This window comes from Methylobacterium sp. WL103 (assembly GCF_008039885.1).
GTDB lineage: Bacteria > Pseudomonadota > Alphaproteobacteria > Rhizobiales > Beijerinckiaceae > Methylobacterium > Methylobacterium cerastii.
The window spans coordinates 1-16,239 of the sequence record NZ_VRUX01000047.1; the positions used below are offsets into that span (position 1 = coordinate 1).

The 16,239-nt window shown below is 70.1% G+C and carries 11 protein-coding genes; 1 reads left to right on the forward strand and 10 read right to left on the reverse strand.

Annotated elements, in window-relative coordinates:
* Window positions 1–74: 74 nt before the first annotated feature.
* The gene (locus FV222_RS05600; RefSeq protein WP_147761938.1) at window positions 75–2,855 is read right to left on the reverse strand and encodes a PAS domain-containing protein; all 2,781 of its coding nucleotides are present in this window, start codon (window positions 2,853–2,855) and stop codon (window positions 75–77) included.
* Window positions 2,856–3,003: 148 nt separating this feature from the next.
* On the reverse strand, window positions 3,004–4,437 hold the full coding sequence (locus FV222_RS05605) for an FAD-linked oxidase C-terminal domain-containing protein (RefSeq protein WP_147761939.1): 1,434 nt from the start codon (window positions 4,435–4,437) through the stop codon (window positions 3,004–3,006).
* A gap of 306 nt (window positions 4,438–4,743) precedes the next feature.
* Here FV222_RS05605 and FV222_RS05610 point away from each other — a divergent pair, with 306 nt between their 5' ends.
* Window positions 4,744–5,106 carry a cytochrome c family protein gene (locus FV222_RS05610; RefSeq protein ID WP_147751661.1) on the forward strand — a complete coding sequence of 121 codons (363 nt, stop codon included), beginning with the start codon at window positions 4,744–4,746 and terminating at the stop codon, window positions 5,104–5,106.
* Between the two features lie 123 nt (window positions 5,107–5,229).
* On the opposite strand, the gene FV222_RS05615 is transcribed toward FV222_RS05610, so the two are convergent.
* The 8 genes from FV222_RS05615 to FV222_RS05650 all read right to left on the reverse strand — a co-directional run bounded on the left by FV222_RS05615 (window position 5,230) and on the right by FV222_RS05650 (window position 16,178).
* On the reverse strand, window positions 5,230–5,673 hold the full coding sequence (locus tag FV222_RS05615; RefSeq protein WP_238273086.1) for a MarR family transcriptional regulator: 444 nt from the start codon (window positions 5,671–5,673) through the stop codon (window positions 5,230–5,232).
* A gap of 219 nt (window positions 5,674–5,892) precedes the next feature.
* Window positions 5,893–7,035, reverse strand: coding sequence for a dimethylmenaquinone methyltransferase (locus FV222_RS05620; RefSeq protein ID WP_147761941.1), 1,143 nt, complete (start codon window positions 7,033–7,035; stop codon window positions 5,893–5,895).
* 76 nt (window positions 7,036–7,111) lie between these two features.
* A complete protein-coding gene (locus FV222_RS05625; RefSeq protein ID WP_187277228.1) occupies window positions 7,112–8,257 on the reverse strand; it encodes an ABC transporter permease in 1,146 nt (381 codons plus the stop codon).
* Window positions 8,257–9,270, reverse strand: a complete 1,014-nt coding sequence (locus FV222_RS05630) for an ABC transporter permease (RefSeq protein ID WP_147751658.1) — start codon at window positions 9,268–9,270, stop codon at window positions 8,257–8,259. The genes FV222_RS05625 and FV222_RS05630 overlap by 1 nt, the downstream gene beginning before the upstream one ends.
* Window positions 9,267–11,159, reverse strand: a complete 1,893-nt coding sequence (locus FV222_RS05635) for an ABC transporter substrate-binding protein (RefSeq protein WP_147813372.1) — start codon at window positions 11,157–11,159, stop codon at window positions 9,267–9,269. The genes FV222_RS05630 and FV222_RS05635 overlap by 4 nt, the downstream gene beginning before the upstream one ends.
* A gap of 26 nt (window positions 11,160–11,185) precedes the next feature.
* Entirely contained in the window at window positions 11,186–12,094 is a 909-nt protein-coding gene (locus tag FV222_RS05640) for a hypothetical protein (protein ID WP_147761942.1), read from the reverse strand.
* Window positions 12,091–13,932 (reverse strand): ABC transporter ATP-binding protein, encoded by a 1,842-nt coding sequence (locus tag FV222_RS05645; protein ID WP_147813367.1) that lies wholly within the window; start codon window positions 13,930–13,932, stop codon window positions 12,091–12,093. The genes FV222_RS05640 and FV222_RS05645 overlap by 4 nt, the downstream gene beginning before the upstream one ends.
* Window positions 13,929–16,178 carry an acyltransferase family protein gene (locus tag FV222_RS05650; RefSeq protein ID WP_147813369.1) on the reverse strand — a complete coding sequence of 750 codons (2,250 nt, stop codon included), beginning with the start codon at window positions 16,176–16,178 and terminating at the stop codon, window positions 13,929–13,931. Before FV222_RS05650 ends, FV222_RS05645 begins: the two co-directional genes overlap by 4 nt.
* Window positions 16,179–16,239 lie beyond the last annotated feature (61 nt).

Below are 16,239 nucleotides of genomic sequence, written 5' to 3' on the forward strand. Positions count from 1 at the left end.
CCCCGGCGGCCGTACCCGCGCCGCCCGCTCGCTCGCCCTCAACCTGTCCGCCGCGGAATAGGTCGCGTCCGGCCCTACCCCTCGATGATCTCGCGGATGCGGCTCGCCAAAACCTCGACCGGGAACGGCTTGGTGATCATCTGCATGCCCGGATCGAGGCCGCCGTTGCCGAAGATCGCGTTCTCGGCGTAGCCGGTGATGAACAGCACCTTCAGGCCCGGCCGCACCAGCCGGGCGCGGTCGGCGAGCTGGCGTCCGTTGAGGCCGGGCAGGCCGACGTCGCTGACCATCAGGTCGATCCGCGCCCGCGATTCCACCATGCGCAGGCCCGTCGGACCGTCGGACGCCTCGAGCGCGGCGTAGCCGAGCTCGGCCAGCACCTCGACGATGAGGTCGCGCACCACCGGGTCGTCCTCGACCACGAGCACCGTCTCGCCGCGCTCGGCGCGCAAGGCCGCGGCGATCCCGGGGCCGGTCCCCTCGGCCGCCGCCTCGCCGCGGTAGCGCGGCAGGTAGATCTTGATCGTCGTGCCGGACCCCACCTCCGAGTAGATCTTGGCGTGCCCCTCCGACTGCTTGGCGAAGCCGTAGATCATCGACAGGCCGAGGCCGGTGCCCTGGCCCAGGGGCTTCGTGGTGAAGAACGGGTCGAAGGCCTTGGCGACCACGTCCGGGGGCATGCCGGTGCCGGTGTCGGTGACGCAGACGCAGATGTACTGGCCCGGCTCCACCTCCGGGTGCACGCGCGCGTAGGCGCGGTCGAGGTGCGTGTTGCAGGTCTCGACCACGAGGTGGCCGCCGTCCGGCATCGCGTCGCGGGCGTTGATGGCGAGGTTGAGCAGCGCGTTCTCGAGCTGGTGCGGGTCGCAGAGCGTGAGCCAGAGGCCGCCGGCGGTGACGATCTCCAGGTTGACCTGCTCCGTCAGCGTCCGGCGCAGCATGTCCTCCATGCCGGCGATCAGGCCGTTGGCGTCGGTGGGCTTCGGCTCGAGCGGCTGGCGGCGTGCGAAGGCCAGCAGGCGGTGCGTCAGCGCGGCGGCGCGGTTCGCGGAGGACAGGGCGGCGGTGGCGTACTTGCCGATCTGCTCGGTGCGGCCCTGCTTGATCCGCGTCTGCATCAGGTCGAGGGAGCCGACGATGCCGGTGAGCAGGTTGTTGAAGTCGTGCGCGATGCCGCCGGTGAGCTGGCCCACCGCCTCCATCTTCTGCGCCTGGCGCAGCAGCTCCTCGACCGCGCGCTGCTCGGTGATGTCGCGGCCGACGATGTAGAACAGGTCGCCCTCCGGCACCGCGTTCCACGACACGGTCAGGCGTTCGCCGTCCTTGCGGATCACGTGGTCGACGAAGCCGTCGACGGTCTCGCCGCGGGCGAGCCGCGCGAGGATCTCGGCGGTCTCGGCGTGGTCGTCCGTGTCGATGATCGCGGCGAACGGCTCGGCGAGGAGTTCGTCCTGGCTCCAGCCGAGCGCCCGCGTCCAGGCCGGGTTGACCGCCTTGAGGTAGCCGTCGAGCCCGGCGGTGCCCATCAGGTCGGTCGTGGTCTCCCACAGCCGGTTGCGCTCGCGGGTGCGCGATTCGACCTCTCGCGTCAGCGCCGCCTCGATCCGCGTCCGGTCGGTGACGTCCTGCACGAAGGCGTAGAAGCCGTCGACGGCGCCGTCGCGATCCCGGCGCGGGATGTAGCGGATGTCGGCGACGCGCTCGCGCCCGTCCGCGTGCGGCCACGGCATCTCGAAGCGGATCTCTTCGCCAGCGAGCGCGGCGGCGAAGGCGGGCTGGCGTCGCGCGAAGCCGTCCTCGTCGATCAGGTCGCGGACGGTGCGGCCGATCACGTCCGAGAGCGGGCGCGAGAACCAGGTCTCGTAGGCGGCGTTCGCGAAGCGGTAGGTGAGGGTCGGGTCGATGAAGGCGATCAGGCTCGGAAGCGCGTCCGCCACCAGGCGCAGCTCCTGCGCGGCCGCGCGAAGCGCCTCCTCGGCGGTGCGGCGCTCGGTGATGTCGAAGGTCACCCCCGGGAACCGTCCGGGCCGGCCTTCGGCATCGAGCACGCACTGGCCTTGCGCCGCGACCCAGCGGACGCCGTCCTCGTGGATCAGGCGGTACTCGGCCGAGAACTCGCCGCCCGTCCGCATCGCCGTGGCAATCCGCTCCTGCATGCCGGGCAGGTCGTCGGGATGGATGCCGCCGAAGAACGCGGCGATCGGCGCCCCGGCGGCAGCCCGGTCCGGGTCGACGCCGTAGAGCCGCGCGAACCGGGCATCCGCCGTGACGCGGTCGGCCGCGACGTCCCAATCCCAGGTGCCGATGCCGTCGCCGGCCGAGAGCGCGAGCTCGAGTCGGTTCCGGCTCTCCTCCCGTGCCCGCTCGGCGAGGACCTGCGCCGTGGTCTCCCGGGTGATGCAGATCATCCCTGCGATCGCGCCGGAATCGTCGTGGACCGGCGAGTACGAGAACGTCCACCAGGTCTGCTCGGGCCGGCCCTGGCGGTACATCGTCAGGGGCAGGTCGTGCACCGACACGCTCTCGCCCGAAAGCGCCCGGTCGCAGAGTGGGCCGATGTCCTGCCACAGGTCCGCCCACAACTCCGGGAACCGGGTCCCGAGCGTCCGCGCCACGCGGTCGCCCAGCACCTCGCGGTAGGGGTCGTTGTAGAAGCTGAGGAGGTCCGGCCCCCAGGCCAGGAACATCGCCACCGGGCAGGCCAGCATCGTCGCGAGCGTGGTGCGCAGGGCCACCGGCCAGCCCGCGAGCGGGCCGAGCGACGAACCGCGCCAATCCTTGGCCAGGATCTCGCGGCCGGTCTCGCCGCCCTCGGCGAGGAAGCGGAACTTCGGGTCCTCGTGGGCGGACGTCATCGTGCCGGACCAGGCACGGTCCGGGTGCGCTCCGGAGTCCGGCCGAGGCGGCGCTCCGGGCGGGCGAGAACGTGCGAAGCGTCGGTCCGAGACATCGCAGCAGGGATGTCGGCAAGTCCCGTGGGTGTCAACGCGGCGTGGGCCGTCCTCAGGCTGCGACCCGGCCTTCGAGCGGGAAGACCTTCGCCGGGTTCATCATCCAGTGCGGGTCGAAGACGTTGCGCACCCGCATCTGCTGCTCCAGGTCGGCCTGGGTGTACTGGAAGCGCATCAGCTCGCGCTTCTCGATGCCGACTCCGTGCTCGCCGGTGAGGCATCCGCCGACCTCGACGCAGAGCTTGAGGATCTCGTCGCCCGCGGCCTCGGCCTTCTGCAATTCACCATGCTTGTTGATGTCGAACAGGATGAGCGGATGCAAGTTGCCGTCGCCGGCATGGAACACGTTGGCGACGCGCAGGCCCTGCGCCCTGCAGATCGCGCCGATCCGCTCCAGCACCACCGAGAGCTGGCCCGTCGGTATCGTGCCGTCCATGCAGATGTAATCGGAGATGCGCCCCGTAGCCCCAAAAGCCGACTTGCGGCCCTTCCAAATCGCGGCGGATTCGGCCTCGGACTTCGAGACCCGGATGCTGGTCGGGCGGAAATCCTGCGCGATCGCGACGATGCGGGCGAGCATCGCCTCGCACTCGGCGTCCGAGCCCTCGACCTCGATGATCAGCATCGCCTCGGCGTCGCGCGGGTAGCCGGCCTGCGCGAAGTCCTCGGTGATCAGGATCGCCTCGCGGTCCATGTACTCGATGGCCACCGGAATGATGCCGGCGGCGATGATCGCCGCAGTGCAGGCGCCGGCATCCTCGACCGAGGAAAAGCCGACGAGCGCGGGCCGCGCGCCCTCGGCCGCGCGCAGGATCCGCACGGTCGCCTCTGTGACGATGCCGAGCTGTCCTTCCGAGCCGCAGATCAAACCAAGCAGGTCGTAGCCGCCGGATTCGAGGTGGTTGCCGCCGATCTCGACCACCGTACCGTCGTTCATCACCAGCGTCACGCCGATCAGGTTGTTGGTGGTCACGCCGTACTTAAGGCAGTGCGCCCCGCCCGAGTTCATCGCGATGTTGCCGGCGATGGTGCAGGCGAGCTGGCTCGACGGGTCGGGCGCGTAGAAGAAGCCTTCGTGGCTGACCGCGCCCGAGATCGCGAGGTTGGTGATCCCGCTCTGGACGCGGGCGACGCGGTTCTGGAAATCGAGGTCGAGCACCTGGGTCATCTTGCCGACGCCGAGGATGATCGCATCCTCCTGAGCGATCGCGCCGCCGGCCAGCGACGTGCCGGCACCCCGCGGCACGACGCGGACGCCGTGCTCGTGGCAATAGGCCATCACCGCCGAGACCTCGGCCGTGGTCGAGGGCAGCACCACCGCCAGCGGCATCTTGCGGTAGGCGGTGAGCCCGTCGGTCTCGAAGGCGCGGCGCTCGTCCTCCGTGGTGACCAGGGCCTCGGGGCCGACCAGCGGCCGAAGGCCCGCCACGATCGCGTCGCGGCGCGCGACGACGCCGGCATCGGGCTCGGGGAAGCGGATGGACATGGCGTGGGCCTCCGAAATTCTCGAAGTCCCCTAAGCGACGCCGGCGATCCTTCAGCCCACGGTCAGGCGCGGGCGGTAAAGGTGTCGGACGGCGACGCGGGGACCTGTTGGTGGGCAGTCTAGCCCAACATGGGCGAGCCCGCACCGCCGTCGATCGGCCGGCTGGAACGAGGTGGAGGATGCTGCAACGTTTGGTCGCAGCGCCCGAACGGCACGAGCCGCGTTTGCACCTTCGACCTGTTCCAATCGACAAAGCTCTGCCATAAGCCTGACGGCCATAACCGTCACAACGGAGGAAATACCCCGATGCGTCATGTCATCCTCGGCGCCGCCTTTGCCCTGCTCCTGCCGGTCGCCGCCCAGGCGGAAGGCGACGCGGCCGCAGGCGAGAAGGCGTTCGCCCCCTGCAAGTCCTGCCACAACTTCGAGAAGAACGGCGTCGGCCCGAACCTCAAGGGCATCGTCGGCGAGAAAGCCGGCGAGGGCCGCGACGGCTACGCGTTCTCTGCGGCGCTGAAGAACTCGGGCATCACCTGGGACGAGGCCAACCTTAAGGAGTGGCTCGCCGACCCGAAGAAGAAGGTCCCCGGCACCAAGATGGTCTTCCCGGGCATCAAGGACGAAAAGAAGGTCGACGACATCATCGCCTACCTGAAGTCCAAGACCTGATCTGAGGACCTGATCGCCCGGCGATAAGCCTGAGGCAATCGACCACCCGGCCGGACAGGCTGAGGGCCGCCCCGCTCAAGCGGTGGCGGCCCTTTTCGTTTGCCCGGTATCAGACGACTTTGGTCAGGCGTCGGTGCCGTCGTGAAGGCCGGTGCGGAGGGTGACGAGGTGGTCGAGCAGGGCGCGACGCCCCTCGACGTCGAGGCCGGTCATGCCGCCGGCCTGGTCGGGGATGCAAGCCAGCGGCTCGCGCAAGGCCCGCCCGGCGTCGGTCAGGAAGATGCTCACCTGGCGCTCGTCCGCCCGGTCCCGGGCGCGGCGGACGCGGCCCGACGCCTCGAGGCGCTTGAGCAGCGGCGTGAGGGTGCCGGAATCGAGGAAGAGGCGCGTGCCGATCTCCTTCACCGACAAGCCTTCTTCCTCCCAGAGCACGAGCAGCACGAGGTATTGCGGATAGGTGAGGTCGTGCTCGCCCAGCAGCGCACGGTAGGCACGGCCGAAGGCATGCGCGGCGGCGTAGACGGCGAAGCAGAGTTGGTTGTCGAGGCGCTGCGAATCCGCAGGCACGTCCGGGACGACCGCGGACTTCCTCGGCGCCCGCCGCTGCGGTCCTTGCCGAACGGACATGAGCTTCTCGACTCCGGTTGACGACGCTGGCACGATCCCAGCAAAAATTCGGTGTGTCCTACGGGCAGACTTCGAGCAATATCTCAGCCAGGCAATATCCTAGCCATCGCGAAGCGATTGCACAATCGATCCGATCTACCTGCGACTTTTGGAGACGAACTACCCTTTCCAATCCTTCAACGCCGCGAAGGGGCTTGCCGAACGGTCAGGCGGCGGCGGGTTGAGGATCGGCTCGACTTGGGCGATCGCGTCGGCAAGGGAGAAGGCGGAGCCGGCGGGAAGCTTGCCGCCGGCGGCATCCTTGTGGCCGCCGCCGCGGAACTTGCGCGCCCCGTCGAGCGCGGTTTCGTCGTTGGAGCGGAATGACAGCGAGCCGGTGCGCTGAACGTTGCACACGCGCTTGGCGCCGCCGCGGTCCATGATCAGGTCCGAGACGCGCTGGAACGTGCCGGAATCGAGGCCGAACGAGATCAGGGTCCCATCCGAGAGCGGCCGGAATAGCACGTCCGAGCGCGCCAGGACGCGGGCGATCCGCATCCGCGTGGTCAGGGTGCGATCGTCCTCCGTTTCGCCTTCGAGGAGCTTGTCGAGCACCTGCCGGCGCAAGGCGGCGACGCGGGTCTCGATCTCGGCAGGGGGGAGGCCTTCGTCGATCAGCCCGGACACCGCGCGCAGCAAGGCCACGACGAAGCGGTCGTGCCAGGGATGTCCGACCGGCACGAGGTTGGCGACGTTGTCCCAGAACACCTCGTCGAGCATCAGCCCGCCGGCGAAGGTTGGGCGCTCTTTCTTCCACAGGTCGAGGGCGTCCACCGCTTCGACCAGGGCGGTCAGGTCCTCGCCCTCGCGCGCGGCGTAGAGGGCGCGGTTGGCATGCGCCATCTTGGTGGCGCAGCAGGTCTCGTCGATCAGCACGACCACGCCCGGGTCTTCGAAGTCGAAGCGCTTCGGCGAGGCCGTCTCGTCCACCGGCTCGACGCCGTGCTGGCGAAGCTGGTCGATCGAGGAAGCATGGTGGTCGAGGACGATCAGGCGGTGGCGAGCATCCTCGGCCCGCTTGCGGTTCATCGTGGCGAAGCTCTTCAGGAACTTCACCGCCACCGGTTCGAGCCCGAGATCGGTCATGATCAGCGTCTCGGAGGCGTCCGTCTTCGAGAGCCGCTTCAACTCCTCTTCGACCACCGGGCCGACGTCGGAATAGCGCGGAACGTGGACGACCCGCGCCACGTCGACATGGTTGCCGACGATCGCCACGGCGCCGTAGCCGTCGAGGTCGTGATGGGTGATCTGGGTGACGGTCACGGAACTGTCCTCGCGGGCGATCTCGCCGCCTTATGCGGCAGGGCGCGCCGCGGGGCGAGCCCCGCCCTCGCACGTCTCAATGATACGGGTCGGCGGCGTCGCGAAGCCCGTCGCCCAGGAAGTTGAACGCCAGCACCGTAACCAGCACGGGCATCAACGGCAGCAGCAGCCAGGGGTAGAGCTGGACTGCCGCGAGGTTCTGGGCGTCGTTGAGGAGTACGCCCCAGCTCGTCACCGGCGGCCGCAGGCCCAGGCCGAGGAACGAGAGCGCGGTCTCGCCCAGGATCATCGTCGGGATCGACAGCGTCGCCGAGGCGATGAGGTGGCTCATGAAGTTCGGGATCAGGTGGCGGCCGATGACGCGGGCGGGTGAGGCACCCATCAGCTCGGCGGCCTGCACGAAGTCCTCCTCGCGCAAAGCCAGCAATTTTCCGCGCACCGCGCGCGCAAGGCCCGGCCAGTCGAGCAGCCCGAGGATGATGGTGATGCCGAAGAACACCCAGAGCGGGCTCCAGTTCGGCGGCAGTGCCGCCGACAGCGCGAGCCAGAGCGGCAGCTCGGGCAGCGACCGCACCACCTCGATCAGCCGCTGCACCGCCGCGTCGACGAGGCCGCCGAAATACCCGGCGACGCCGCCGAACAGCAGCCCGAGGGCGAACGAGATCGCGACGCCGACGAGGCCGATCACCAGCGAAATCCGCGCGCCGTAGATCATGCGCGAGAGCAGGTCGCGGCCGAGGCGGTCGGTACCCAACAGGTAGAGCGTCCCGCCCTCGGACGGGCAGACCAGATGCCAGTCGCCCCGGCCGAGCGCTGGGACGGCGTATGCGTCGCCGCGGCAAAGGAATCGCAGCGGCTGCGGCGCGGCGGTGTCGGTGACGTAGCCGCGCCGGAATGTCTCCATGTCGAGCTCGGCGCGGTAGGCATAGACGAAGGGCCCGACGAACCGGCCCTCGTGGAACAGGTGCAGGCCCTGCGGCGGCGCGAACAGGTAGTCGCCGTTGCGCTTGGCCTGCTCGTAGGGGGCCAGGAACTCGACGAATGGTACGGCTGCGTAGAACGCAAGCAACACGATCGCCGAGGCGACGGCGATGCGGTGGCCCAGGAACTTGCGGAAGATCAGCCGCCAAGCCGAGGCGTAGGCCGTGCCGGAATCGCGGCCGCCACCGGCCTCTGGGTCGAACGGCGCCGGATCGACGAAGTGAGGCGCCATGGGCACCATCAGCGCGCCCCCATGCGGATGCGCGGATCGAGCCAGACGAGGACGAGGTCCGAGATCAGCATGCCGACAAGCGTCAGCAGCGCCACGAACATCAGGATGAAGCCGGCCATGAACTGGTCCTGGCTCTTCAGCGCGTCGAGCAGCAGCGGGCCGACCGTCGGCAGGCTTAGCACGAGCGAGACCAGCACCGAGCCGGAGACGAGGTGCGGCAGCAGGTTGCCGACGTCGGCCACGAATGGGTTCAGCGACATCCGGAACGGGTATTTCAGCAGCGCCCGCAACGGCGGCATCCCCTTGGCCCGCGCCGTCACCGTGTAGGGCTTGGCCAGCTCGTCGAGCAGGTTCGCCCGCATCCGCCGGATCATCGCCGCCGTGCCGCCGAGCCCGATCACCAGCGTCGGCACGGCGAGGTGGGCTACTAGCGACTTGATCTTGGGCCAGTCCCAGTGCTTGCCCGTGAACGAGGCGTCGTAGAGGCCGCCGATCGACAGGCCGAACCAGATGTTGGCGTAGAACAGCAGGATCAGTGCCAGCAGGAACCCAGGCACCGCCAATCCCACATAGCCGAGCACGGTGACGATCGCGTCGCCCGCCGTATGGCGATGGGTTGCGGAGTAGATCGCGATCGGAATCGCCACCAGGTGGACGAAGACCAGAGCCGCGAGGTTGACCACCAGCGTCAGCCAAAGTGCGTCGCCGACCACCTCGGAGACGGGGCGATCGTACTCGAACGACCAGCCCCAATCGCCCTGGAGAAGCCCTGAAAAGCCCGCCGGCCCCGGCATCAGGCCGACCCAGATCAGGTATTGTTCGGTGACCGGGCGATCGAGGCCGTATTGCCGGATCAGCAACTCGGCCTTGGCGACCGAGGCCGCCTCACCCATGGAGCGCAGCTCCATGATCCGATTTGTCAGGAAGTCGCCCGGCGGCAGCTTGATGATCGCGAAGACCAGGGCGGAGATCACCAGCAGCGTCACCGCCATGGTGAGGACGCGGCGAAGGACGGCGATCATCGCATCAACGCCTGGCGTTCGTCCGGGCGATCCCAGAACACCTCGTCGAGGCGCTGGACGCCGATCATCGCCGTCGGCTCGAACGAGTACAGCGCTTTGACTGGCAGGTTGGCGAGGTGCTCTGCCGCGACCACCGGCTGCAGCGCGCCGCCGACCGTGCCGATCACCCAGGTGTTCTCGGCGTGGTTCATCAGCATCTCGCGCCAGATCTCGGCCTGCTTGCCGACGTCGTCGGTGTCGCGCCACTGCCGGTCGAGGTCGATCAGGCGGTGGACGGCCTCGACGTCGCACGGCTCGCCGCTCGCCCCATGCGTCTCGGCGTGGAGGCTCCAGCGTGGCCAGGAATAGTGGTCGCTCTGCGCCGGGCTCAGCTCGGTCGGCGGCATGATCGCCGTCGGCACAGCGAGGTCGAGGCCCTGCGCCGCCACCATCACCGTCATCCCGGCGATCGACCGCCGGCGCAGGTTCGTCCGCTCCTGCGGCTTGACCACCAGCTTGATCCCGACCTCGCGCCAGAATTCGCCGATCAGCAGCAGCCCGTCGAGGACCATCGAGGCCTCGCCGTCGCTCTCGACCACAAGCTCGAGCAGCCGCCCGTCCGGCAGGAGGCGGATGCCGGAGGCGTCGCGCTTGTCGAGGCCGGCCGCATTGAGGAGCTTTTCCGCCGCCGCAGGGTCGTAGCCGGCATTCAGGGTGCGAAGCTCCGGGGAATACAGCTTGCTCGCCGGGATCGCCGTGTCGTTGCCCTCGGTGCCGAGGCCGAACAGCAGCGTGTTGTTGAGCGTTCGCCGGTCGATGGCGAGCGACAGGGCGTGCCGCCAGCGGACGTCGCGGTTGAGCGCGCGCCAGCCGGGATCGAGGGTCGTCAGGTTCGGATAGAGCGCGATCTCCGAGCCGCGCGCCATCGGCCACAGGTTGGTGCGGTAGCCGTGCGCCCGCTCGCCCTCCTTGAGGCTCGGGATGTCGGGCATCGTCAAGCCGCGAAACATCAAGTCGGCCTCGCCCGCATTGGTCTTGGCGACGAGCAGCCCGGTCGAAGCCACGTCCATGACGATGCGGTCGAGGTAGGGCAGCTGCGTGCCCGCGGTGTCGACGCGATGGTAATGCGGGTTGCGCTCGAACACGAAGCGCGTCGCCGGCGCGCGAGTCCGCGGGCGCCAGCCCTGCAGCGTCGGCGCATCGGGATTGTTGAGCTCGTAGTTGTCGTCCATCCGGTTGTGCAGCGCCGCCCAGCCGCGAAGCTTCTGAGACTTGGCCGCCGCCTCGGCCTTGTCGCGGCCGACGTATCGCGGGTGGACCATCTTGAGATAATGCGCCGGACGGTAGATCAGAGGGTCGCGTGGTGCGGCCAGCGCCGGCAGGAAACGTGGGTTCGGCCGCTCCCAGACGTAGCGCACGGTCATCGGATCGACGATCTCGACCACGGGCGGACGGCCGTCGACCAGCAGGAAGTCGGGCGGCCCGCCCGGACTCAGGTCACGATCGTTCGCGACGTCCTCCCAGTAGTAGCGGAAGTCCTCGGTGGTGAAGGGTTCGCCGTCGGACCAGCGGTGGCCCTTGCGCAGGGTGAAGGTGAACCGTCCGCCCTCGACCGCGACAGCGGCGAGCACGTCGGGCTGCAGTACGAGGTCGGCATCGTACCCGACGAGGCGGGTGTAGCCGTAGACCGAGAGGTAGCGAACGTCCCGCGCCTTCGCGATCAGCGTGCGGATCGTCCCGCCGCGCGTGCCGAGCTTCCGCCCGGCGGTGAGGGGATCGACGACCAGCGGGGTTTCGGGTGGCCTTGGCGCTGGGGTATCCGCGCGGGCGAAACGTGGGACGAGGAAGGCCACCGGGGCGACCGCGACGCCGACCAGAAACGCGCGGCGGGATAGGCCGCCATCCGACATGTGCACGTCGTGCCTGTCCCGATCGTTCACGCCGCCCTCCCGCTCGCGGTTGGCACCGGGGGATGCACCGACACGTAGGTGAGCCGCGCCGGCGAGTAGCCGGTCGCGCGGTGCAGGTCGTCGAAAGCGTGGGCGTGGGCGATGCCGGCGGCGGCTTCGCGGGCGAGCGGGTCGTCGATCGCCTGTTCGAAGCTGCGGCCGTTGCGCTGCCAGCGGATCGGTTCGGCTGCAGCGTGCCGAGACGCATCGCGAAGGGTCTCGATCATCGCGATGGTCGGGTGCGCCGGGCCGCCGTGGGCGTGGATGCGATGGCCGGCGGCGTCGTCGTCGAACAGCAGGCGATTGAGCCCTAAGCACCGAGCCTCGACCACGCGGCGCGCCTGCGAGACGTGGTCGTCGAAGAACGCGACCGTCTTCGCCGGATCGAGCCGCGACCAGTCTGCCGTCGACCAGTCGGCGGTGCTGTAATGCGCCCGCGGGTCGCGATAGTGCAGGTTCGACAGGTCCGGATCGTGGCAATGGACCGTCGCATCCGGGCAGGCCTGCCGGATCACCCAGGTCGTCAGCCCGCGGAATACGCCGGATTCGATCACCGTGGCCGGCGCTAGCGCCCGCATCGCGACATAGAGCTGGAGCGCGCCGTTGAAGCCGCTGCCGCCGCGCCGCTGGCGTACCGGCGCCGTCGGGATCAACGCCCAGAACTGTCGCGTCGCCGCGTGCACGTCGAGCGCGGTCGCGATCCCCGACGAGGCGAGGTCGCGCTCCAGACTTTCGGCTGCGAAGCGGAGGAGTAGCTCGACCTCGCGCGGCGAGGTCGGCCGGTGCGACCAGTCGGGGGCGGCGGGCACGAGGTCGTAGCCGAGCCGGTCGAAGAATGGCGCGAGCACCCGGCGGCGAAGGCGTTCCAGGGTGCGCGACGGGTGGGGCGCGCTCATGCGGCGCGCCGCGCGTCGGCCGCGCCTTGCCGGACGAAGTAGCCCGGCTCGATCTCGACCATGTGCCCGGCCTCGTCCGGCGCCAGCCGGTACGGTTCCGGCCAGCGGACCGGGTCGGAATGGTCGCCGGTGATCGCAGAGAAATCGAGCGGGTGGTCGAGGCTCGGGTCGGGCACCGCGGCGAGCAGGGCACGGGTGTAGGGGTGAACCGGGTTGCGGAACAGGGCGGCCTTCGGGGCCTGCCCCACGATCCGCCCACGGCACATCACCGCAATGGTATCCGCCATGTAGTCGATCACTGCGAGGTTGTGGGAGACGATGAGGTAGGACAGGCCGAGCGCGGCCTGCAAGTCTTTCAGCAGGTTCAGGATCTGCGCCTGCACCGAGACGTCCAGCGCCGAGACCGGCTCGTCGAGTACCAGCACCTTCGGATCGAGGGCGAGTGCGCGGGCGATGCCGATGCGCTGGCGCTGGCCGCCCGAGAAAGCGTGCGGATAGCGCCCGAGCGCGCCGGCCTCAAGGCCGACCATGGCCATCAGCGCCTCGGCCCGCGCCCGGCGCTCGCGGGTGCCGATTCCGTGGATCTCCATCGGCTCGGTCAGGATCTGGCGCACGGTCATGCGCGGATCGAGGGAGGCGTAGGGGTCCTGGAACACGAACTGCACGGCGCGGCGGTAGGCGAACAGGTCGGCGCCGGCCAGGGCGTGGATGTCACGCGGGCCGCTGCCGTCGTTAAACAGCACCCGGCCGGAATCGGGGGTGAGCGCACGCATCACCATCTTCGACACGGTGGTCTTGCCCGAGCCGGATTCGCCGACGAGGCCGAGCGTCGTGCCGGGGGCGAGGTCGAGCGACACGTCGGAGACCGCCCGCACCACCCGCGGCGGGCCGCCGAACCGCCCGGAGCGTAGAGTGAAGGTCTTGGAGACGCCGGCGACGCGCAGGATCGGGCCGTCGATCGCGACGGGCTTGCGCGCCGGCGGGATGACCGCCTTCGCCGGGCGGATCGGGGTCAGGCGCTCGCCCGGCGCCATGTCGAAGCGCGGTACGGCGTGGAGCAGCGCTTTGAGGTAGGCGTGGCCGGGCTTTCGCATCACCGTGTCGCGCGGGCCGGCCTCGACGAGGCGGCCGCGATACAGCACCGCCACGTCGTGGGCCACGTTGGCGACGACCCCGAGGTCGTGGGTGATCAGCAGGATCGCCATGCCGGTCTCGTCCTGTAGCCGGGTCAGCAGCGCGAGGATCTGGGCCTGGGTCGTCACGTCGAGCGCCGTCGTCGGCTCGTCGGCCACCAACAGGGCGGGCTTGAGGATCAGCGCCATCGCGATCATCGCGCGCTGGCGCAGGCCCCCCGAGAGCTCGAACGGGTAGGTGTGGAGCGCGCGCTCCGGGTCGGGGAAGCCGACGCGGGCGAAGGCATCCTTCGCCCGCGCGTCGGCTTCGGCGCGGCTGGCGTTCGCGTGGATGCGCAGCGCCTCACCGACCTGGTCGCCGATGGTATGGAGCGGCGACAGGCAGGTCATCGGCTCCTGGAAGATCATCGCGATGCCGGCTCCGCGGATCGCGCGTATCTCCGGTCCGTCTGGGGGAAGCGCGGCGATGTCGGTCGCGCCGCGGCCGGTGTCGAACAGGATGCGGCCGCCGCTGATCGTGGCCGCCCGCGGCAGGATGCGCAGGATCGCCTGCGCGGTCACCGACTTGCCCGAGCCGGATTCCCCGACCAGCGCCAGCGTCCGCCCGCGCGTCACGTCGAGAGAAAGGCCGTGCAGAGCGCGGAACGGCGCACCTTGGCCGCCGAAGTCGACCTGCAGGTTCTGGATGGACAGGAGCGGGCTCAAGCGATCCTCGCGGGCGCGTCGGCGGCCTGAGTCCAGCACGCCGACGCCACCTCGTCCACCGCCGACGGCTGGAACAGTTGCCGCGGGTCGCGGATCGCTACCGCCTCGTGCCGGGCCAGAAGTGCCAGCAGCGCATCGAGGAAGTCCCAGATCGCTGCGTCGTGGGCCAGATGATGGGTGAGCAGACCGATCGGGCCGCTAGCTTCCTCCGTGATCGCCCTACACAAGGTATCGACCAGCCGCTCTGGATCGACGAGCGAGCGCGTGCCGCGCCAGTCGATCGGATCGAGCATTACGTCGGCGCGCACGAGGCCGGGTACCGCCGACGCTGGTACGGACGACAGGCCGCGATAACCGAGCGCTGGCAGAGCGGCGGCGAGGTCGGGCGCGAGGCGATTCCACGGTGGCACGAAAACCGGCAGCAGCCGATCCGCTGGAAGCCGGTCACGGGCGAGGCGCAGCCCCTCCGCGGCGTCGGCGATGACGACCGGCAGCGAGCGGTCGGCGCCGAATTCGGACGGCTTGCCGCCGGGCGCCGCATGGTTCGCATGCGCGAGGCCGTGCACCGCGAGGCTGACGCGCTCCGTATCGGCCAGCCGCGCGCCGAGGGACGGCGCGACGCCCGCCGGGATCGCCGCGACGAGGAGCGGTGCCGCTACCGATTCAGCGAGTGCAAGCAGCCGGTCGAGTGCCGGGGTCGCGGCGACGGCGTCGTCGTCGCGCCACCAGATCGAAACCGCGCGGCCGTTCTCACCTCCGTCGTCGAGGATGGCGCGTAGGTAGTCGAAGGGACTTTTCTTCGCCCTTGTGACCCGACCGCGCGCAACGAAGAGCGCTTCCACGATGGCAACGGTACGCTTCGCTCCGCCGAGATCGATGCCTTGCGCGGTGGGGGATGGCGCCCCGCCGACCGCTTCCACTGCGTCGATGAGGGCGGCCGCGGAGAGCGCGCTCTCGGGCACGACTCGGGCAATGGCGCGGGTAGCGAGGTGCGCGGCACGCAGGCTCTGCTCGGTCTCGGCACCGGCCGCGAACGGCACCAGCACGGAGGGCGTCCGGGTGGCGAGGAGGTCCACAGCGGTGTTGTAGCCACAGGCGCTCACTGACACAGCCGCCCGCGCCAGCAGCGGCCGGTAATTTGGTACCGCCCGCGTCAGCACCCCGTCTGCGAGCTCCGCCCCCACGGCGTCGAACGCGGCCTGCGCGATGCCGTTGCCGGCGAGGATGCGCCAGCCGAGGTCCGGGCGTTGCCGTGCAGCGTCGGCCGCTGCGCGGCAGAGGTCGAGCCCGGCTGCGCTCGATCCGGCCGAGACCAGGATGCCCGAGCGGGTCCTGCCTGCCTCGACCGGCTCCGCAGCCTCGTCGACGTAGCCGGTGTAGCGCAGTTTCGGCCTCAGCCCAGCGTCTACCGGCCAGGAGGCGTCTAGGGGGAGAAGAGCGGGATCGCCGTGCACCAGCACCGCGTCGTACAGGGCGGCGATCTGAGCATGGGCCGTTCGGACCTTCTCGGGCTTGGCCGGCGCCACGAGCACGTCGCGGATCGAGGCGAGGATAAGCGGGCGCGGGCGCCGCGCCGCGGCGGCCTCGACGAGGTCGAGGTATTCGGCGGCGAGCGCCCGGCGACCGAAGGGGAATAGCTCGGTGACGACCACGTCGGGCGCAGCCTCGTCCAGCGCTTGCCGGAGCCGTGCCCGGCGCGCCGCAAGCAGGTCGACACCCGCTTCCTGCCCGTCCGGGCCGAGGAGTTTTGTAAAGGCGGTGCCGTTGACGTGCAGCGGCGGCAGTTGGACGTGGCGAAGGCCGTCGAGCCGCACTATCGGCGCCGGGTCGCCGCCCGACGCCAGCGTCACCGCATGGCCGGCGGCGGCGAAGGCCAGCAGCACGGCGAGCCGCAGGGCGAGGGCGAACCAGTACAGCGGTACGATCCGCAGCAGGCGGCGCCTCAGGAAGGTCGCAGCCCCGCCGGGCGCGCCGAACAGCGGCTCCGAGGCGTAGACGATCACGAACCCGGAGATGACGAAGAACAGGTCGACGCCGGCCCCGAGCGGCAGGGCGGTCAGGCGCGGCATGGCGAGGCCGCGCGCCTCCGCCTGGAGCGACACCAGCAGCTCGGCGTGGAGCAGGACGACCATCACGGCCGCCGCCGCCCGCAGGATCTGCAGGCCGTCGAGGCGCAGGTTCTGCACGCCGTCGCGGCGGTGGAGCCGCGCCGGCCGGTCGAGGGTGCCGGCGCGTCCCGTGCTCATCGCGTCGTCCTCGCCGGCGCGTCGGCCGAAATCTCCGGGATCGCGGCGGAGGCTCCCTCGC